The 19,193-nt window shown below is 69.8% G+C and carries 17 protein-coding genes; 13 read left to right on the forward strand and 4 right to left on the reverse strand.

Features of this window, described 5'->3' with window-relative positions:
- Window positions 1-51 precede the first annotated feature (51 nt).
- Window positions 52-1,254 (reverse strand): SAM-dependent methyltransferase, encoded by a 1,203-nt coding sequence (locus tag DEJ31_RS06245; RefSeq protein WP_111121443.1) that lies wholly within the window; start codon window positions 1,252-1,254, stop codon window positions 52-54.
- A gap of 160 nt (window positions 1,255-1,414) precedes the next feature.
- Between DEJ31_RS06245 and groES the strand changes: the two genes are divergently transcribed.
- Together groES and rarD are read left to right on the forward strand one after the other, a co-directional pair.
- The gene (groES, locus tag DEJ31_RS06250; RefSeq protein ID WP_071292506.1) at window positions 1,415-1,711 is read left to right on the forward strand and encodes a co-chaperone GroES; all 297 of its coding nucleotides are present in this window, start codon (window positions 1,415-1,417) and stop codon (window positions 1,709-1,711) included.
- Window positions 1,712-1,820: 109 nt separating this feature from the next.
- Complete coding sequence (gene rarD / locus DEJ31_RS06255) at window positions 1,821-2,783, forward strand: EamA family transporter RarD (protein ID WP_111121444.1); 963 nt, start codon at window positions 1,821-1,823, stop codon at window positions 2,781-2,783.
- A 272-nt stretch (window positions 2,784-3,055) separates the two neighbouring features.
- On the opposite strand, the gene DEJ31_RS06260 is transcribed toward rarD, so the two are convergent.
- Window positions 3,056-4,393 (reverse strand): ABC transporter substrate-binding protein, encoded by a 1,338-nt coding sequence (locus DEJ31_RS06260; protein WP_111121445.1) that lies wholly within the window; start codon window positions 4,391-4,393, stop codon window positions 3,056-3,058.
- A 248-nt stretch (window positions 4,394-4,641) separates the two neighbouring features.
- Here DEJ31_RS06260 and DEJ31_RS06265 point away from each other — a divergent pair, with 248 nt between their 5' ends.
- Entirely contained in the window at window positions 4,642-5,460 is an 819-nt protein-coding gene (locus tag DEJ31_RS06265) for an SDR family oxidoreductase (protein ID WP_111121446.1), read from the forward strand.
- Here the strand turns inward: DEJ31_RS06265 and DEJ31_RS06270 are convergent.
- Window positions 5,432-6,418: a hypothetical protein gene (locus DEJ31_RS06270; protein WP_146243104.1), complete on the reverse strand. Its 987-nt coding sequence runs from the start codon at window positions 6,416-6,418 to the stop codon at window positions 5,432-5,434. The genes DEJ31_RS06265 and DEJ31_RS06270 overlap by 29 nt on opposite strands.
- A 143-nt stretch (window positions 6,419-6,561) precedes the next feature.
- Window positions 6,562-8,064 carry an IMP dehydrogenase gene (gene guaB, locus DEJ31_RS06275; protein WP_111043462.1) on the reverse strand — a complete coding sequence of 501 codons (1,503 nt, stop codon included), beginning with the start codon at window positions 8,062-8,064 and terminating at the stop codon, window positions 6,562-6,564.
- A 273-nt stretch (window positions 8,065-8,337) separates the two neighbouring features.
- Here guaB and DEJ31_RS06280 point away from each other — a divergent pair, with 273 nt between their 5' ends.
- The 10 genes from DEJ31_RS06280 (at window position 8,338) to DEJ31_RS06325 (ending at window position 19,184) form a co-directional block, all read left to right on the forward strand.
- Window positions 8,338-9,753, forward strand: a complete 1,416-nt coding sequence (locus DEJ31_RS06280; protein WP_258366187.1) for a branched-chain amino acid ABC transporter permease — start codon at window positions 8,338-8,340, stop codon at window positions 9,751-9,753.
- 12 nt (window positions 9,754-9,765) lie between these two features.
- Window positions 9,766-10,752 carry a branched-chain amino acid ABC transporter permease gene (locus DEJ31_RS06285; RefSeq protein ID WP_111043461.1) on the forward strand — a complete coding sequence of 329 codons (987 nt, stop codon included), beginning with the start codon at window positions 9,766-9,768 and terminating at the stop codon, window positions 10,750-10,752.
- Window positions 10,745-11,674: an ABC transporter ATP-binding protein gene (locus DEJ31_RS06290; RefSeq protein ID WP_110903513.1), complete on the forward strand. Its 930-nt coding sequence runs from the start codon at window positions 10,745-10,747 to the stop codon at window positions 11,672-11,674. Before DEJ31_RS06285 ends, DEJ31_RS06290 begins: the two co-directional genes overlap by 8 nt.
- The gene (locus DEJ31_RS06295; protein ID WP_375334525.1) at window positions 11,671-12,471 is read left to right on the forward strand and encodes an ABC transporter ATP-binding protein; all 801 of its coding nucleotides are present in this window, start codon (window positions 11,671-11,673) and stop codon (window positions 12,469-12,471) included. Before DEJ31_RS06290 ends, DEJ31_RS06295 begins: the two co-directional genes overlap by 4 nt.
- 430 nt (window positions 12,472-12,901) lie before the next feature.
- Complete coding sequence (locus DEJ31_RS16845) at window positions 12,902-13,090, forward strand: hypothetical protein (RefSeq protein WP_110903512.1); 189 nt, start codon at window positions 12,902-12,904, stop codon at window positions 13,088-13,090.
- Between the two features lie 90 nt (window positions 13,091-13,180).
- Window positions 13,181-14,299: a GuaB3 family IMP dehydrogenase-related protein gene (locus DEJ31_RS06305; protein WP_111078735.1), complete on the forward strand. Its 1,119-nt coding sequence runs from the start codon at window positions 13,181-13,183 to the stop codon at window positions 14,297-14,299.
- A gap of 64 nt (window positions 14,300-14,363) precedes the next feature.
- Entirely contained in the window at window positions 14,364-16,235 is a 1,872-nt protein-coding gene (locus DEJ31_RS06310; RefSeq protein WP_258366190.1) for a glycerol-3-phosphate dehydrogenase/oxidase, read from the forward strand.
- Between the two features lie 139 nt (window positions 16,236-16,374).
- Window positions 16,375-16,905, forward strand: coding sequence for a cation:proton antiporter regulatory subunit (locus DEJ31_RS06315; protein ID WP_110903510.1), 531 nt, complete (start codon window positions 16,375-16,377; stop codon window positions 16,903-16,905).
- A gap of 3 nt (window positions 16,906-16,908) precedes the next feature.
- Window positions 16,909-18,336, forward strand: coding sequence for a cation:proton antiporter (locus tag DEJ31_RS06320; protein WP_111121449.1), 1,428 nt, complete (start codon window positions 16,909-16,911; stop codon window positions 18,334-18,336).
- Between the two features lie 71 nt (window positions 18,337-18,407).
- Complete coding sequence (locus DEJ31_RS06325) at window positions 18,408-19,184, forward strand: SURF1 family cytochrome oxidase biogenesis protein (RefSeq protein WP_181433467.1); 777 nt, start codon at window positions 18,408-18,410, stop codon at window positions 19,182-19,184.
- Window positions 19,185-19,193 lie beyond the last annotated feature (9 nt).

Below are 19,193 nucleotides of genomic sequence, written 5' to 3' on the forward strand. Positions count from 1 at the left end.
CTGCGCCCGACCCCGTCGGCTGAGCCCGACCCCGCGTGCTGCGCCCTCTGCTCAGCCGGCCACGTCGGTGAGCCGTTCGCACAGGACGGCGGTGTGTCGTCCCTCCAGGCGGGTGAGCACCAGCGTCACGCTCCCGCGGCCTCGCAGACGCAACCGCTTGCGGAACTCGGCCGGGTCCACGTCGACCCCGCGCTTCTTGATCTCCACGGTGCCGATGTCGTCCGCGGCCAGACGTGCCGCCAGGCGCTTGACGTCGAGCGGCATGGTGTCGAGCACCCGGAACCCCTGCGCGAACGGTGTGACGACGGCCTGGTCGGACGTGATGTACGCGATGCCCTCCGAGAGCATCCGGCCGTCGATCGAACGGGCGAGGTCCCCGATCAGCCGCGCACGGATCACCGCGCCGTCGGGTTCGTAGAGGTAGCCACCGAGCGGTCCGACCTCGACGTCCTCGGCGTCGGTGGCACCGGTCAGTTCGGCTATGCCGTGCGGCCCCACGACGGTCGCGGCACGACGGATCCCGGGGCGGGCGAGGGGGCCGAACCACAGGGCGAGTTCGACGACCTCCCGGTCGACGGAGGTCCACTGCGCCTCGGCGGTGTCGGGGATCAGGTCACGGTCGATGCCCGGGCCGAGCTTCACCCCGGTCGGGGTCGTCGTGGCGGCCGCGAACACCGTGTCGAGCGAGGGCGACCAGTCGTCGGGGTCGGCCAGGCGGCGGGTGTCCGAGTGCCCGCTCGTCCGCCGGGCCGGGTCCATCCAGACCCCGTCGACGGCGGACAGGTCGAACGAGGCGGCGTCACCGAGCGCGACACGGGCGTTCGGCCACGGGGCGAGGTTGTGCGTCGCGACGGCCGCCGTCACCTCGTCACGGTCGACCGCGGTGACGTCGAGGTCGAGCGCGGCCATGGCCAACGCGTCACCGCCGATCCCGCAGCCGAGGTCCGCGACCCGGTGTAGACCGGCAGCGGCGAAGCGTCCGGCGTGCTGCGCGGCGACCTGCAGCCGGGTGGCCTGCTCGAGGCCCGCCTCGGTGAAGAGCATGCGCGCGGCGAACTCGCCGAACTTGCCGCGGGCCTTCTGCCGGAGCTTCGCCTGGGTCAGGACGGCCGCCACCAGGGCCGGGTCGTGCCCCTCGGCCCGCAGCCGCGACACCACCCGGACGATCTCGCCGCCGTCGGAGACCGAGGGCGTACGGTCGAGCAGGTCCATCCCGGCCGGGGTCAGCAGCTGGGTGAGTTCGGCGGCGTCCATGCCCTGATCCTCCCAGGCGCCGGACGCGACCGTGGTGCACTGGCACTCGGATTGACCGAGTGCCAGTGACGTCCTACAGTTGGGGTTGGCACTCTCCCGAGGGAAGTGCCAACCCGGTTTTCGTCAGTACCGAACACGTACCGAGAAAGAAGAGGTCACCGTGGCCGTCAGCATCAAGCCGCTCGAAGATCGCATCGTCATCCGTCAGGTGGAGGCGGAGCAGACCACCGCGTCCGGTCTGGTCATCCCGGACACCGCGAAGGAGAAGCCCCAGGAGGGCGAGGTCGTCGCCGTGGGCCCCGGTCGCATCGACGACAACGGCAACCGCGTGCCGCTCGACGTCGCCGTCGGCGACAAGGTCATCTACTCGAAGTACGGCGGCACCGAGGTCAAGTACTCGGGCGAGGACCTGCTGGTCCTCTCCGCCCGCGACGTCCTCGCGGTCATCGAGCACTGACACCCGCTCCACGAAACGCCCCGTCGGCCTGGCCGGCGGGGCGTTTCGTCGTCCGCCGGGAGGCCCGCCACCAGCACCCGACCTCGGCTCGCCTTCCTAGGATGGTTCCGTGAGTGAACCGAGTCCCACGCGCCCCGCGCGCAGCGAGGCGTCCGTCGGCGTCGTGCAGGCCGTCATCGCCTACGGTCTCTGGGGGTTGATGCCGCTCCTGTTCGCCGCGATGGCACCGGCCGGGCCGTTCGAGATCGTCGCCTGGCGCATCGTCTTCGGCCTCGGGTTCTGTGCGATCGCGATCGCCGTGACGCGGACGTGGCTCCGGACCCGGGCGTTGCTCGCCGACCGCCGCGTGATGGCCGTCCTGGCACTCGCCGCCGTCCTGATCCTGGTGAACTGGACCGTGTACGTCGCCGCGACGACGACCGGGCACACGGTCGAGGCCGCGCTCGGGTACTTCATCAACCCGCTCGTGACGATCGCGCTCGGTGTCGTCCTGCTCCACGAGCGACTCCGGCCGGCACAGTGGGCAGCGGTCGGGATCAGCGTGGTGGCGGTCGTCGTGATCGCGGTCGGCTACGGGCAGGTCCCGTGGATCTCGCTCACCCTGGCCTTCTCGTTCGGGCTGTACGGGCTCGTGAAGAAGCGGGTCGGTGGCACGGTCGACGCGCTCAGCGGACTCACGATCGAGACGATGTGGCTGACGCCGCTCGCGGTGGGGGTGCTCGTCGTCCTGGGCACCACGGGTCTGGCCGGCGGCGTGACCCTCGGCGGCGAGGGCTGGCTGCACACGCTCATCATGATCGGCGCGGGACCGGCGACGGCCGTGCCGCTCCTGCTCTTCGCGTCGTCCGCTCGGCGGCTGACGCTCTCCACGCTCGGGCTGACGCAGTACCTGACGCCGGTGATGCAGCTCGTGGTCGGGGTGACGATCCAGCACGAGGCGATGTCCGGCTCGCGGTGGGTCGGCTTCGCGATCGTGTGGGTCGCGCTCGTGGTGCTCACGGTGGACTCGTTCACGGCGGCGCGGCGTGTGCGACGCACCCCGGTGCCTGAGGTGGCGGACGCCGGGGCGTAGGCGGTCCACCGGGTCTCCCCGGGCCTCCAGTCCGCCGTCTGTGCGAGACGCACCCGTCTGTGCGAGACGCCACCGTCTGTGCGAGACGCCGCGACCGCTGCGAGACGCCTCGGGGTTCGACAGTGTCTCGCGGCATCGCGGCATCGCGGCATCGCGGCATCGCGGCGTCCTCCGGTGACGCCCCCGTCTCGCGCGCACGCGGGAACCACCCGGCGCACGCGAACGGCCCCCGGGAGCTGCTGCTCCCGGGGGCCGTCGTGGTGCTGGTGCGGTTACTTCGAGACCGAGCCCTGGATGGCGCTCTGGTAGACCGGCTTGTTGTCCGAGTCGAACTTGTAGATGCCGATGTAGGCGCTCGACGGGTCGTTCTTCTTGTCGAACGGGCCGATGCCGGAGGGACCGGTGTAGTGGATGTCCTTGCCGTCGTCCAGCAGGGCCTTGCAGTCCTTGAACGTCGCGCACTCGGTGCCACCGTCGGCGCCGGACACCGCAGCCATGTTGGCCTGGATGGTGCCGGAGTCGGTGCCCTTGCCCTTCACCGCGGCGAGGGCGGCGATGGTCGTGGCGTCGTAGGACTCAGCCGCGTACGAGAAGTCGGCGAGGTCCTTGCCGGAGGACTTCTTGTAGAACTCCACCAGACGCTGCTTCAGCTCGTCCTTCGGGCTGGCACCGGGGATGGTGCCCTGGGCGCCGTCGAGGGTGCCCTTGTCGAAGTCCTTCGAGTAGTCCGCGGTGTTGCCGTCGGACATGTAGATCTTCGCCTTGTTCCCCTGCGAGACGAGCTCGGGGATGATCGACTTCGTCTCGTCGAAGGCGAGCACGACGATCGCGTCGGGCTTCGCGGCGAGTGCCGCGGTCACCTCGGACGAGAACGTGGTCTGTCCGGGCGGGAACTCCTGGCCCTTGCCCTTGGCGCCGTAGACGACCTGGCCGCCGGCGGCCTCGACGGCCTCCTGGACGGAGTTGCGGAGGCCGGTGCCGTACGTGTCGTTGAAGACGAGGAACGCGACCTTGGCGTTGCCGTCACCCGTGACGAGCTGGCCGAGCGCGGAGCCCTGCACCGAGTCCGGCGGAGCGGTGCGGTAGTAGTGCGAGGAGTACCCGGACAGGTCGGTCGCGGTGTTGGCCGGCGAGACCTGGACGATGCAGTTGCTGGTGAGCTGGTCGATCACGTTGAGCGTGACGGACGAGGACTCGGCGCCGATGACGACGGGGACCTTGGCGTTGACGAGCTTCGTCGCGGCCGAGCTCGAGACGGTCATGTCGTTGCTGTCACCGGAGTCGGTGGCAGGGTCGATCGTGACGTCCTTGTCGAGCACGCCGCCGCCGGAGTTGATGTCCTCGACCGCGAGGCCGACGCCGGACTCGGCGGGCGGGTTCAGGTAGGCGAGCGATCCGGTCAGCGGCAGGATCGTGCCGATCTTCAGAGCGTCGGTGCTGGGCGACGAGGGGGCCTGGCAGCTCGCGGCCGGGTCCTTCTTCCCACCGCCGGCCGAAGCCGACTCGGAGGAGCCGCCACCGGCGTTGCTCGAGGTGGAACAGGCGGCGAGGAGCACCGCTGCAGCTCCCGCCAGTGCCAGCGCCGTGGTGGCGCGGGTGGTTCTGATCATCCGTGGAACCCTTTCTCTGCGCGGAGGCCCTACCGCATCGGGTCGAGCGCGGCGTCTCCGCGTGGGATGTGGAGAAAACTAGGGTCGATGTGTTTCGCCCGTGTGACGGAAGTACACACCTGGATGTTTCGTTACAGAGCCGTGACTCTTCCGAACAGCCTCACCGGAACCCCTGATGAGAAGTCCGTCTGGACGGTCTCCGCGGTTCCGGACGGACGTCGGGGAGGCCCGGCGTACGTTCCCGAGGCATGAGCGAGCCATCTTCGACCACCCAGTTCCGGCCCTCCCGGGCCATCGTCACCGGTGCAGAATCCGGTATCGGACGCGCCACCGCCGTCGCCCTCGCGGCTGCCGGGATGGACGTCGGCATCACGTACCTGTCCGAGCCCGATCGTGCCCAGGAGACCGCGGAGGAGATCCGCGCAGAGGGCCGTCAGGCGTTCGTCGAGCAGATCGACGTCACCGACCTCGCGAGCGCCGGCGCGGTGATCGAGCGGCTCGCGGAGCAGCTCGGCGGTGTGGACGTCATCGTCGCCAACGCCGGCACGGGCGACAACGCGCCGTTCCTCGACATGACGCTCGACCAGTGGCGGCACACCGTGTCCACCGACCTGGATGGCGCGTTCGTCACGATCCAGGCTGCTGCTCGGCGCATGGTCGCGCAGGGCACCGGCGGCCGGATCATCGGCATCACGAGCGTCCACGAGCACCAGCCCCGCTACGGCTCGAGTGCGTACGACGCCGCCAAGCACGGGCTCGGCGGACTGCTCAAGACGATCGCGATCGAGCTCGCCGAGCACGGCATCACCGCGAACGCCGTCGCCCCGGGCGAGATCGCGACGCGGATGACCGGGGCCGAGGACGAGGACCCGCACACGATCTCCCGTCCCGGGGTTCCACTCGGCCGTCCGGGCAACGCGTGGGAGATCGCGGCCGCGGTGGCGTTCCTGGCCTCGCCCGCGTCGTCGTACATCACCGGCGTCTCGCTGCCCGTCGACGGCGGCATGCTGCAGATGGGCCCCCACGGCGGCAGCCACATCACGTCGAACGATTGGCGCAGCGCGTAGCCCCTCGCAAAACGCAACCTCGGCGGCTTCTCGCAGCGCTGTACCGCGGCGCCTCGCCGCCGGGGTTGCGTTTTGCGGGCCGGGCCAGGCTCACGGACCGGTCGGGAGGCCCGCACCCCGCAGCAAAGCCTGCAAGCGACCCGGGGTGCGGACCTCCACCCACCCACCGGACGACGGTCCGGACATCGTGCCGGAGGAGCAGCGCCGACTGCCGGGCCTTCTCGTCCCGCACAGCCCCGGGCTCGTCGTACTTCGTCATCCCGTCGAACTCCCCGACGACGCCGTACCGCGGCCACCAGAAGTCGACCCGGAACCGCCCGAAGGACTGCTGCAGGACCGGCGGTGCGAAGCCGTCCTCGTCGAGGCGGACGCGGCTCACGGACTCACCCGGGGACTCGGCCAGCGGATCGGCGAACCGGAGTGCTCGACGTGCCCGCGTGATGCCCCGAGGCGTGGGCCAGTCGGCGAAGGCGCGGCGCAGGGTGTCGATGTCGAGCAGGCGCTCGTGCAGGACGTGGTCGAGCACCGCGACGACGTTCTCGTACGACGTGCTGCGTGCCAGGTCGACGACGGTACGGAGGAGTGACGTGACGCGGTGTCCGTCGACGGTCGACACGGCAGCGGACTCCAGGGGCGCTGCATGTCGGACGACTCGGCGCCCGGAGTGGGTCGTGCCGATGAGGGGATCGGTCACGTGCACCCGTGGGTCGGGCCGGTCGACGTCGGGCAGGCCCCAGAGCAGCCCGGCGGAGCGGTGGGACAGCGCGCGCCACTCGCCCACGGTGGTGACCACGGCCTCCAGGACCAGTCGTTGGCGTTCCCGGACGGACGCGCGCTCCCACGCGGTCGCGTCGACGGCGGCGCCGTGCGTGACGCGGACGAGTTCCCCGCGCCGGATGCGGTGTTGCGACTCGCTGTCGTTGGAGCGGAGCAGGAGCAGTCGTGGGGGTTCGTCCATCACCCCACTGTGCGAGCGCTACCGCCGCAGTGAGCCTCGTCGCTTCGATCTGTGGAAAGTCCTCTCGCGAAACGCAACGTGGGCGGCACTTCGCAGCGGAATACCGCTGCGGAGCGCCGCCCACGTTGCGTTTCGCGGAAGGGCTAGCCGCGGTAGTTCGGCGCCTCGACGACCATCTGGACGTCGTGCGGGTGGGACTCCTTGAGCCCCGCGGCGGTGATGCGGACGAACTTGCCACGGGCCTTGAGCTCGGGGATCGTGCGGCCGCCGACGTAGAACATCGACTGCCGCAGCCCACCGGTGAGCTGGTAGACGACGTTGCCGACCGAACCGCGGTAGGGCACCTGGCCCTCGATGCCCTCGGGGATGAGCTTGTCGTCGTTCGGCACGTCGGCCTGGAAGTAGCGGTCCTTCGAGTACGAGGTCTTCTTGCCACGGGTCTGCAGGGCCCCGAGGGACCCCATGCCGCGGTAGGCCTTGAACTGCTTGCCGCCCACGAACACCAGGTCACCGGGGGACTCGTCGGTGCCGGCCAGCAGCGAGCCGAGCATGACGGTGTCGGCGCCGGCCACCAGGGCCTTCGCGATGTCGCCGGAGTACTGCAGGCCACCGTCGGCGATGACCGGCACACCGGCTTCGCGTGCGGCGAGGGAGGCCTCGTACACGGCGGTCACCTGCGGCACACCGACACCGGCGACGACGCGGGTGGTGCAGATCGAGCCTGGGCCGACGCCGACCTTGACGGCGTCCACACCGGCGTCGATGAGCGCCTGGGCACCCGCGCGGGTGGCGACGTTGCCGCCGATGACGTCGATCGCGTCGAACGTCGGGTCGGCCTTCAGGCGTCGGACCATGTCGAGCACGCCTTCGCTCTCGCCGTTGGCCGTGTCGACGACGAGCACGTCGACGCCGGCGTCACGCAGAGCCTCGGCACGCTGCCAGGCGTCCCCGAAGAAGCCGATCGCGGCACCGACGCGGAGTCGGCCCTCGTCGTCCTTCGTGGCGTCCGGGTACTGCTCGCTCTTGTCGAAGTCCTTGACGGTGATGAGGCCGCGGAGCTTGCCCTCGGCGTCGACCAGCGGCAGCTTCTCGATCTTGTGCTGCGCGAAGATGGCGATCGCCTCTTCGGGGTCGATGCCCTCCATCGCGGTGATCAGCGGTGCCTTGGTCATCACGTCGCGCACGGAGGTGGTGGCCTGCTCGAACGAGGCGACGAAGCGCATGTCCCGGTTCGTGATGATGCCGACGAGCGTGCCGTCGGCCTCGACCACCGGCAGACCGGAGACGCGGAACTGCCCGCAGAGCGCGTCGACCTCGGCCACGGTGGCGTCGGGCGTGGTGGTCACCGGGTTGGTGATCATGCCCGACTCGGAGCGCTTGACCTTGTCGACGTAGGCCGCCTGGTCCGCGATCGACAGGTTGCGGTGCAGGATCCCGATGCCGCCCTGGCGCGCCATGGCGATGGCCATGCGCGACTCGGTGACGGTGTCCATCGCGGCGGAGAGCAGCGGCACGTTGACCGAGATCCGCTTGGTGAGCCGGGACGCCGTGGACGCCTCGCTCGGGATGACGTCGGTGTGCCCCGGCAGGAGCATGACGTCGTCGTACGTGAGTCCGATGAATCCGAACGGATCCGGCTGGTCCATGGGTCCCCTTCGTGGGCGCGACAAGTGGTCGAGACACCGGGAACGCTGCGGTGGGCTCCGGATAGGACATGGTAACGCGCGGGCTGCGCGCGCCATTCCGGTCGCCTCCCAAGTCGCTGTACCGGCCGGACGGGAGGCTCGTCTCGGGATTGCAAATCGACGCGCCTGAGCAACATCACGGTTCCGGCACGATTTGTGCAGGGAACGTGCCGGAAACACGGGGGACACAAAAAATCCCTAGGGTCCTCGACTATCCGAACGAGAGGCTCATCCGTGGGTTCCATCACTCCGCCGGGGTCAGTGCTCGCGCACCGACTCCGCCGCGGGGCACCAGGCCGCCGTCGCCTGGTCCTCGCCGCCGTGCTCTTCCTCGCCTTCCTCGCCACCTTCGCGGTCGACTGGGCACTCACGCCCGTCGCCGACGCAGCGACCAGCAGCCCCAGCTCCAGCAGCGCGCCCGCGAGCACCGGGCCCTGTGTCGTCAGCACCTCGAACGGCTGCATCCAAGGCACCATCCTCGACTCCGACCGGAAGCCCACCGAGGGCGTCGCCGTGGCGGTCACCGGACCCGGCTCGTTCACCGGCTCCTCGACAACGAACGCCGACGGACGCTGGTCCGTCAGCATCCCGGCAGCTGGGTCGTACACCGTCAAGGTCGACCAGGACTCCCTGCCGAAGGGGCAGTACCTGACCGATGCGAAGGACGCCGCCCGCACCGTCCAGGGGAACCTGAACGCCAACGCCGGCACGATCTTCCAGCTCTCCGACCAGGAGGGCGCCACGACCGACACCGCCACCACCAGCGTCACGGCCGCCCGGTTCTGGCAGCAGTTCGCCTCCGGCATCCGCCTGGGCCTGCTCATCGCCCTCGCCTCGATCGGCCTCTCGCTGATCTACGGCACGACCGGACTGTCGAGCTTCTCGCACGGCGAGCAGGTCACCCTCGGCGGACTCCTGGCCTACGTCTTCGCGAATCAGCTCGGATGGAACATCTGGCTCGCCGGGATCGTCACGGTGCTGCTCTGCGCCGCCTCCGGGTACCTGCAGGACGCCGGCATCTGGAAGCCGCTCCGCAAGCGCCGGATCAGCCTCACCCAGCTCATGATCGTGACGATCGGCCTCTCGATCGCCGCGCAGTACGCCTTCCAGTACTTCTTCGGCGCCTCGACCGTCCGCATCCAGCAGGGCAACCCCGAGACGGTGACCTTCGCCGGCATCACCCTCACCGTGCAGTCCTACGTCGCGATGGGCATCGCCCTCGTGGTCCTCATCGGCACGGGGCTGTTCCTCGCGAAGACCCGCTTCGGCCGCGCCACCCGCGCCGTGTCGGACAACCCGGCGCTCGCCGCGGCCTCCGGCATCGACGTCGACCGGGTGATCCGCTTCGTGTGGACGCTCGCCGCCGGTCTCGCCGGGCTCTCCGGCGTGATGCTCGGCCTGGTGCTCAACGGCGTGAACTGGCAGACCGGTCTGCAGCTCCTGCTCCTGATGTTCGCGTCCGTGACCCTCGGTGGTCTCGGGACGGCCTACGGCGCACTCGTCGGTTCGATGATCATCGGCATCGTCGTGGAGCTCACGAACCTGGTGCTGCCCGGTGACTTCAAGTACGCCACCGCCCTCGTCATCCTCATCCTCATCCTGCTGTTCCGGCCGCAGGGCATCTTCGGCCGTGCCGAGCGGATCGGTTAAGGGAGCACCCGCATGGACTACATCCTCCAACTCCTCAGCTCCCTGACGCAGGAAGCCCTCGCCCCCACGACCGCGGCGTTCGCCCTCGCCGCGATCGGCCTCAACGTGCACTTCGGCCTCACCGGCCTGGTCAACATGGGTCAGGCGGCGTTCCTGCTGCTCGGCGCGTACGGCTTCGCGATCTCCATCACGAACGGCCTGCCCCTCGGCCTGGCGGTGCTCGTCGCGCTCGCGATCGCCATCGTGTTCGCGATCATCCTCGGCATCCCGACCCTGCGGTTGCGCGGGGACTACCTGGCGATCGTGACGATCTCGGGCGCCGAGATCATCCGCATGGTCGGTCGGTCCAGCCTGCTCACCGACACCACCGGCGGTTCGAACGGCATCACCGGCTCCAGCTACCGCGAACCCTTCAACGCGCTGAGCTTCCTGCCGGACGGCACCACGACGATCCTCTGGTTCACGTACTCGAACAACGGGGTGAACGGCTGGTGGATCCGCATCGTCGGCTGGGGCCTCGTCGCCCTGTTCACCCTCGTGCTGTTCCTGCTCATGCGCAGCCCCTGGGGCCGCGTCGTGAAGGCGATCCGCGAGGACGAGGACGCCGTCCGCTCCCTCGGCAAGAACGTCTACTCGTACAAGATGCAGGCGCTCGTCTTCGGTGGCGCACTCGGCGCGCTCGGCGGCGTCATCTACGTCCTGCCGAGTTCGGTGCAGCCGGACGCGATGGGCCGGTCGATGACGTTCTTCATCTGGACGGCGCTCATCCTCGGCGGCGCGGCGACGGTGTTCGGCCCGGTGCTCGGGTCGGTGCTGTTCTTCGTCCTCCGGCTCTTCATCCGCACGCTCGCGGGTGACTTCATCCCGAACTCGATCATGAACGCGCAGCAGGCCGAGCAGTTCTCCTACGTGCTCGTCGGCGTCGCGCTCATGCTCCTCATCGTCTTCCGCCCGCAGGGACTCCTCGGGAACAAGAAGGAGCTGACGTTCAGTGTCTGACCCGACCACCATCCAGCGCGTCCCGGGTGCCGCGAAGCCCGACGCCATCCTCACCGTCGACAACATCACCCGGAAGTTCGGCGGCATGACCGCGGTCGACGTCGACCACCTCGAGGTGCAGCGCGGCCAGATCACGGCCCTGATCGGCCCGAACGGTGCCGGCAAGACCACGTTCTTCAACCTGCTGACCGGCTTCGACAAGCCGTCGAGCGGGAAGGACGCTCGGTGGCAGTTCAACGGGCGGACGCTCGGCAACACGGGTGCTGCGAAGGTCGCTCGTGCCGGCATGGTCCGCACGTTCCAGCTCACGAAGGCGCTGTCCCGCCTGACCGTGATGCAGAACATGCTGCTCGGCGCGAAGGACCAGCCGGGGGAGAACTTCTTCGCCGCACTCGTCCGGCCGGTGTGGTCGAAGCGCGAGAAGGAGATCACCGCGAAGGCGGAGGACCTGCTCGACCGCTTCAAGCTCCTCGAGAAGAAGGACGACTACGCCGGGTCGCTCTCCGGTGGCCAGCGCAAGCTCCTCGAGATGGCCCGCGCGTTGATGTCCGACCCGACGATGATCATGCTCGATGAGCCGATGGCCGGCGTGAACCCGGCGCTGACCCAGTCGCTGCTCGGGCACATCCAGTCCCTGCGCGACGACGGCATGACCGTGCTGTTCGTCGAGCACGACATGCACATGGTCCGGCACATCTCCGACTGGGTGGTCGTGATGGCCGAGGGCAAGGTCGTGGCCGAGGGCCCGGCCGCCACCGTGATGGACGACCAGGCCGTGATCGACGCCTACCTCGGCGCCCACCACGACACCGACCTGGGTGACGACTCGCTCCTCACCGAGGAGACCTACGAGGAACTCGCCGACGAGGTCGCAGACGAGGACGCGGCGGACGCCGCCGACGAAGGGAAGGCGACCCGATGACGGACGCGACGAACGAGGCGGGCGTGAGCCGGGCCTCCAGTGCGGGTGCGACGGCGACCGTGGAACCGGTCATGCGGGCCAGCGACCTGGTCGCCGGCTACCTGCCGGGCGTGAACATCCTCAACGGCTGCGACCTGGTCTGCTACCCGGGTGAGCTCATCGGCATCATCGGCCCGAACGGTGCCGGCAAGTCGACGCTCCTCAAGGCGCTGTTCGGCCTGGTCAACGTCCGCGAGGGGTCCGTGACGCTGCAGGGCGAGGACATCACGAACCTCAAGGCGAACAAGCTCGTGCAGGCCGGCGTCGGCTTCGTCCCGCAGACGAACAACGTGTTCCCGTCGCTCTCCATCGAGGAGAACCTGCAGATGGGGCTGTACCTGCGGCCGAAGAAGTTCAGCGAACGGCTCGAGGTCATCTACGACCTGTTCCCCGTCCTCGGGCAGCGCAAGGGCCAGCGTGCCGGGTCGCTCTCCGGCGGTGAGCGGCAGTCGGTCGCGATGGCCCGGGCGCTGATGATGGACCCGAAGGTGCTGCTGCTCGACGAGCCGAGCGCGGGCCTGTCACCGGTGCGTCAGGACGAGACCTTCATCCGCACCCGCCGTATCAACAAGGCCGGCGTCTCCGTGATCATGGTCGAGCAGAACGCCCGTCGCTGCCTGCAGATCTGTGACCGCGGCTACGTCCTCGACCAGGGGCGGAACGCCTACTCGGGCACCGGGAAGGAGCTCGCCGACGACCCCAAGGTCATCGAGCTCTACCTCGGGACGCTCGCCAAGGACGTCGACGACGCTCGCTGAGCCCGTCGACATCGCGGGTGCCGCTGTGGGGGCAGCACCCGCGACCGGTGGGGCCGTGCTGGCTGCGCGTGCGCGCCGCACGGCCCCGCTCTCGTTCCCGGTGGTGGGACGGGCGGGGCCAGACGCCCCCGTCTCGTCGAGACGCCTCCGTCTGCTCCAGGCGCCTCCGTCTGCTCGAGACGCCTCCGTCTGCTCGAGACGCCTCCGTCTCTTCGGGACGCCCCGCAGTCACTGCGACGCCGCGGGATACGGCGGCGTCTCGCCCACATCGCGGCGCTGCTCACAGACGGGGGCGTCTCGCCCGTCGACGCCGGCGTCCCGCGTGACCGGTGCCGCCCCGCTGACGGTGGTGCCGCGTGGGACGCGCACCGCGCCTCCAGCCCGGACGGGAGGCCCGCCCCGCGACGGACGCGTCGGGTACCGTTCCAGCGTGCAACGCTTCGCGGACCGCGCGATGGACGCCCTGGTGTGGGTGGTGTTCGTCGTCCTCTTCATCGGTGCGGCCCTGCTCGTCAAGGTGGCCGCCGCGCTGCTCGTCGTGCTCATCGTGCTGGCGCTGCTCCTGGGGTTGACGCTCCGGGTGCTCCGCCGGGGGCGTGCGGCTCGACCTCCCCGGTGAGCCCCGGTGGGCCCTCGGTGAACCGCTCCCGCTGAGCCCCCGGACCGTCCGGCCGTGCCACCCGCGCAGCCTGCCCGGTAGGGTTGCCGGGTGAGCGAAGTCGAGATCGGTGCAGGCAAGCGCGGACGTCGGGCGTACGCGTTCGACGACATCGCGGTGGTCCCCTCCAGGCGGACGCGTGACCCGCGTGACGTCAGCGTCCAGTGGTCGATCGACGCGTTCACCTTCGAGTCGCCGATCCTGTCGGCGCCGATGGACTCCGTCGCCTCGCCCGCGACCGTCATCGAGATGGGGCGTCTCGGCGTCCTCGGGGTCCTGGATCTCGAAGGCCTCTGGACCCGCTACGAGGACCCGGAGCCGTACCTGGCCGAGATCCGCTCGCTGACCGACGGCAACGTCACGAAGCGCATGCAGGAGATCTACGCCGAGCCGGTCAAGGCCGAGCTGATCACCCGTCGGCTGGCCGAGATCCGTGCCGCCGGCGTCCCGGTCGCCGGTTCGCTCAGCCCGCAGCGCACCGCCGAGTTCTCGCAGACCGTCGTCGACGCCGGTGTCGACCTGTTCGTCATCCGCGGCACCACGGTCAGCGCCGAGCACGTCTCGCAGAACCAGGCGCCCCTCAACCTCAAGAAGTTCATCTACGAGCTCGACGTCCCCGTGATCGTCGGCGGTGCCTCGACCTACACGGCGGCGCTGCACCTCATGCGCACCGGTGCCGCGGGCGTCCTCGTCGGCTTCGGCGGCGGTGCGGCCTCGACGACCCGTGCGGCCCTCGGGATCCACGCGCCGATGGCGACCGCGGTCGCGGACGTCGCCGGTGCCCGTCGTGACTACATGGACGAGTCCGGCGGCCGGTACGTGCACGTCATCGCCGACGGCGGCCTCGACACCGCCGGTGACGTCGTCAAGGCGATCGCGATGGGTGCCGACGCGGTCATGCTCGGCACGGCCCTGGCCCGTGCGCAGGAAGCGCCGGGCGGCGGCTTCCACTGGGGTGCCGAGGCGCACCACCCGGAGCTGCCCCGTGGTCGTCGGGTCGAGGTCGGCACGATCGGCACGCTCGAGAGCATCCTGAACGGCCCGACCCCGTCGTGGGACGGCCGCGCCAACCTGGTCGGCGCCCTGCGTCGCTCGATGGCGACCACCGGATACTCCGACGTCAAGGAGTTCCAGCGAGTAGAAGTGGTCGTGGCGCCGTACCACCGCTGACGGCGGTGCGCCCGCGGAGGTCCTGCGGGTGCCGCTCCGGTGCCGATCGGCGACGGAGGCGAGCATGACAAGCACGGTCACGGGCGAGAAGGCACCCCGCGGAGCATCCAGCACGGCGGGGTTCGACCCCGCGACGAAGCTCGGCCCCGATGAACGCGACGCCGCCATCGAGACGCTGAAGTCCACCGAACTCGACGTCCTGGTCGTCGGCGGCGGCATCGTCGGTGGCGGTGCAGCGCTCGACGCCGTCACGCGCGGCTTGTCGGTCGGGATCGTGGAGGCCCGCGACTGGGGCTCAGGCACGTCGAGCCGGTCGTCGAAGCTCGTCCACGGCGGCATCCGCTACCTCGAGCAGCTCAACTTCACCCTGGTCCGCGAGGCCCTCATCGAACGCGGCCTGCTGCTGCAGCGCATCGCCCCGCACCTGGTGAAGCCGGTGCGCTTCCTCTACCCGCTCAACCACCGGGTGTGGGAGCGCTTCTACATCGGCATCGGCATGGCGATGTACGACGTGTTCAGCTGGTCCGGCGGCCGTCCGCCCGGGGTGCCCCACCACCGGCACCTCACCCGGACGCAGGTGCTCCGCTCGATGCCGTCCCTGAAGAAGGACGCCTTCGTCGGCGGCATGACCTACTACGACGCCCAGGTCGACGACGCGCGCTACGTCGCCGCACTCGTCCGCACGGCGGCCTCGTACGGCGCGCACGCTGCCTCCCGGGTCCGGATCGAGGGCTTCATCAAGGTCGGTGAGCGGGTCGTCGGTGCCCATGCGCACGACATCCAGACCGGTGAGCACTTCGACATCAAGGCGAAGCAGGTCGTCAACGCGACCGGCGTCTGGACCGACGACACCCAGGCGATGGTCGGCACCCGCGGGCAGTTCAAGGTCCGCGCGTCGAAGGGCGTGCACCTCGTCGTGCCGCGCGACCGGTTCCAGTCGAACTCGGGCATGATCCTCCGCACCGAGAAGAGCGTCCTGTTCGTCATCCCGTGGGGTCGCCACTGGCTGATCGGCACGACCGACACCGACTGGTACCTCGACAAGGCGCACCCGGCGGCGACCGCGGCGGACATCGACTACATCCTCGAACACGTCAACAAGGTGCTCGCCGTGCCGCTCACCCGCGAGGACGTCGAGGGCGTCTACGCCGGACTCCGGCCGCTGCTGGCAGGGGAGTCCGAGGCGACGTCGAAGCTCAGCCGGGAGCACGTCGTCGCACACACCGCCCCGGGTCTCGTGGTCGTCGCCGGCGGCAAGTGGACCACCTACCGCGTGATGGGCAAGGACGCCATCGATGAGGCCGCCGCGGCGATGGACGGCAAGATCCCGGAGTCGACGACGCAGGACATCCCGCTCCTCGGGGCCGAGGGCTACCCCGCCGCCTGGAACAAGCGTGCGCGCACCGCGAAGACGTACGGCGTGCACAAGGTCCGCATCGAGCACCTGCTGAACCGGTACGGCACGCTCGCGACCGAGGTCCTGCAGCTCGTCGAGGACGACCCCTCGTTGGCCGACGCGCTGCCCGGGGCCGACGATTACATCGGCGCCGAGGTCGTGTACGCGGCCTCGCACGAGGGCGCCCTGCACCTCGAGGACGTCCTGGCCCGCCGCACCCGCATCTCGATCGAGGCGTGGGACCGCGGCGAGTCCGCAGCGCCCGTCGCCGCGCGGCTCATGGCCGGGGTGCTCGGCTGGGACCAGGAGACGACGGAGAACGAGGTGTCGAACTACCTCAAGCGCGTCGCCGCCGAGCGGGAGTCGCAGCTCCAGCCCGACGACGAGTCCGCCGACCGCGTCCGGCTCGAGGCACCCGACATCGCGTTCGGCTTCGAGGAGGACGACGTCGTCGTCGGTGGGGGCCGCTCGAGCGGCGCCGAGGGCGCCACGGCGGACGACGAGCAGGTCGTCGGCGAGAAGACGACCGAGCCCAGCTGACCTCAGCTGACCCCGGTTCCGACGGGAGGCCCGTGGCGACCCCGCCACGGGCCTCCCGTCCGTCCGGACGACCTGTGGACAACGGAATGGACAAGCCCTGCCGGTGGTTAGCATGGGAGTCCTGGGAAAGGGAGCCATCATGGTCGACGTCCATCGCGTCAAACTCCCCGGCGTCGGCGTGCTGCACAGCTTCTACACCGACGACGGTGGCAAGTGTGGTGTCATCACGCACCGGTCGGGTCACTCCGACCTCATCTCGTTCGCGGACGTCGCCGACGGCGCGGACAAGTCCGAGAAGGTCTCGCTCCGCCTCAGTGAGGACGAAGCGCACACCCTCGCCGAACTCCTCGGCGGCACCCGGATCACCGAGGGCCTCGACAAGCTCGACGAGATCCCGGGCCTCTCCATCGACTGGTTCAGCGTCGACTACGACGACGCCATCGCGGGCAAGCCCCTCGGCGACCTGCACGACTCGGGCTTCATCGGCCTGACCGTCGTCGCGGTCGTGCGTGGCGACAGCGCCAACCCGGCCCCCTCGTCGGACTTCGTCGTGTTCCCCGGGGACACGATCGTCGTCGCGGGTGCGCCGGAGAAGGTCGCGAAGGCTTTCTCCTTCTACCGCAGCGGTCAGTTGGCAGCGGCCGCTGCCGAGGCGCCGCCTCGGAGCTAGGGGATGCACCTGGGTGGTGAGCTGCTGACCATCGGCGGCCTGTTCCTCATCGCCTACGTCCTCGGGCGGCTCGGCAAGACCATCGGTCTGCCGGCGATCCCGGTCTACATGGTGGTCGGGCTCATCGCGAGCCCGCACACCCCGTGGATCGGCCTGAGCGTCGAGTCGCACACGATCGAGCTGATCGCGACGTTCGGCCTCATCCTGCTGCTCTTCAACCTCGGGTTGGAGTTCGATCAAGAGGAGTTCTACGGCAACGCCGGCAAGCTCCTGGTCTCCGGCGGCACCTACGTCGCGATCAACATGGGCGTCGGCTTCGCGTTCGGGTTCTCGCTCGGCTGGGGCACCCGAGAAGCCCTGATCATCGCCGGCATGACGGCGACGTCGTCGAGCGCGATCGTGACGAAGCTGCTCATCGAGCTCCGGCGCCTGGCCAACGACGAGACCCCGATGATCCTCGGCGTCACCGTGATCGAGGACGTCTTCATCGCCGTCTACCTGGCGATCGTCTCCGTGGTGCTGTCCGGCGACACGAACCTGTGGGCGGTGATCGGGAAGCTCGCGCTCGCGTTCGGGTTCCTGATCGTCATGTTCAGCCTCGCGCGCTGGGGTGGCAAGCAGGTCTCGAAGATCTTCGCGACCCGCGACGACGAGCTCTTCACGATCCTGTTCTTCGGGCTCGCGGTCATGTTCGGCGGCATCGGCGACCTGCTCGGGGTGACCGACGCCATCGGCGCGTTCGTGATCGGACTGCTGTGCGGTGCCACCCGCTACCGGGACCGCATCGAGCAGCTGGCCCTGCCGATGCGCGACGTGTTCGCGGCGTTCTTCTTCGTCAACTTCGGGCTCGGCCTCGACGTGTCGACGTTCGGCGAGGTGCTCTGGCCGGTCGCCGGTGCCATCGGCATGACCGTCGTGCTCAACGCGGTCGCCGGGCAGCTCGTCGCTCGGATGAACGGCTTCAGCGTCCAGCAGGGCATCAACACCGCCGTCATCCTGGTGAACCGGGGCGAGTTCGCGCTCATCCTGGCGACCCTGTCGGCGGCCGCCGGACTGGAGGAACGGATCACCGCCTTCGCGGGCCTCTACGTCCTGGTGATGGCAGTGTTGGGACCGCTGCTCGCCGTGAACTCCGACCGCATCGGCCGACTGGTGCTCCGCCCGGGTCGGGTGCGGAAGCTCCGTGGCCGCGAACTCGCCGCCGCCCAGGCCGCCGCCGCACGCAAGGCCGAGCGGGACGCGAAGTTCGCCGAGGAGATCGCCCTCGTGGAGGCTGCGGGCAGGGAAGAGCGCGACAATGGTGCACCAGAGACGACGCCGTCGCGCGAGGAGCCGGTCACGCCGGAACCCGTGAGCGCGAGCACGTCGTCGATCGAGGTCCCCGCCGAGCGTCCCGAACGCCCGGCCCGCGTACGTGATCCGGAGTACTGATTCAGATGTGGGCCGTTGCCCGACGACCGAGGTGGATCGCGCTGCTGCTGCTGGCGATCATCCTCGCTGGCGTGTTCGCCGCACTCGGCAAGTGGCAGCTCGAGCGCAGCATCGAGAACGGCAAGCCACTGCCGGCGTCGACCGAGACACGGAAGACCCTCGACGACGTCACCACCCCGGAGAAGCCGGTCGGGTCCGCCCTCGCCGGGCAGAAGGTCACGGTCTCCGGGCGCTTCGTCGCCGGTGACACGACGGTCCTGACCGGCCGCAGCGGGGGTGGGGAGTTCCAGACCGTCGGCCACCTGATCGACGATGCGACGGGGGCGAGCCTCCCGGTCGTGATCGGCTGGTCCGATCAGCGTTCCGCCGCCGTGGCCGGTGGCGACCGCCTGGCCGGTGACGCGACGATGACCATCCGCGGCCGGTACTACCCGGCGGAGTCGCCCGACCAGGACACCTTCGAGCAGCACGAGTACTCGGCCGTGGCACCGGCCCGGTTCGTGAACACGTGGAAGGCGTTCGACGACCGGATGTACGGCGGCTACGTCGTCGCCGACCGGACCACCGCAGACGCGGCCGACCTCGGCACCATCGCCGACCGGGCACCGACGCGCGAGGTCCAGTTCGACTGGCTCAACCTCTTCTACGCGGTGGAGTGGGTCGTGTTCGCCGGGTTCGCCGTCTTCCTCTGGTACCGCTTCGTGAAGGACGCATGGGAGCGCGAGCAGGACGAGGCCGCCGAGGCCGCCGAGGCCGCTGCCGCCGATCCTGTGGACGACGACGTGGAGCCTGTGGGCGAGCCCGCGGTCCCGGTGGACGACGCCCGGGCCGAGCCGGGTCGCCGGTAGGATCGACCA

Source organism: Curtobacterium sp. MCPF17_031, assembly GCF_003234035.1.
Classification (GTDB): domain Bacteria; phylum Actinomycetota; class Actinomycetes; order Actinomycetales; family Microbacteriaceae; genus Curtobacterium.

Excerpts from the sequence above, each read along its gene's own strand:
- DEJ31_RS06315 (WP_110903510.1), top strand. The coding sequence starts at position 16,375 with ATGGTCGACGTCCATCGCGTCAAACTCCCCGGCGTCGGCGTGCTGCAC.
- DEJ31_RS06310 (WP_258366190.1), top strand. The coding sequence starts at position 14,364 with ATGACAAGCACGGTCACGGGCGAGAAGGCACCCCGCGGAGCATCCAGC.
- DEJ31_RS06320 (WP_111121449.1), top strand. The coding sequence starts at position 16,909 with ATGCACCTGGGTGGTGAGCTGCTGACCATCGGCGGCCTGTTCCTCATC.
- DEJ31_RS06245 (WP_111121443.1), bottom strand. The coding sequence starts at position 1,254 with ATGGACGCCGCCGAACTCACCCAGCTGCTGACCCCGGCCGGGATGGAC.
- DEJ31_RS06295 (WP_375334525.1), top strand. The coding sequence starts at position 11,671 with ATGACGGACGCGACGAACGAGGCGGGCGTGAGCCGGGCCTCCAGTGCG.
- DEJ31_RS06270 (WP_146243104.1), bottom strand. The coding sequence starts at position 6,418 with ATGGACGAACCCCCACGACTGCTCCTGCTCCGCTCCAACGACAGCGAG.
- DEJ31_RS06285 (WP_111043461.1), top strand. The coding sequence starts at position 9,766 with ATGGACTACATCCTCCAACTCCTCAGCTCCCTGACGCAGGAAGCCCTC.
- guaB (WP_111043462.1), bottom strand. The coding sequence starts at position 8,064 with ATGGACCAGCCGGATCCGTTCGGATTCATCGGACTCACGTACGACGAC.
- DEJ31_RS06260 (WP_111121445.1), bottom strand. The coding sequence starts at position 4,393 with ATGATCAGAACCACCCGCGCCACCACGGCGCTGGCACTGGCGGGAGCT.
- DEJ31_RS06265 (WP_111121446.1), top strand. The coding sequence starts at position 4,642 with ATGAGCGAGCCATCTTCGACCACCCAGTTCCGGCCCTCCCGGGCCATC.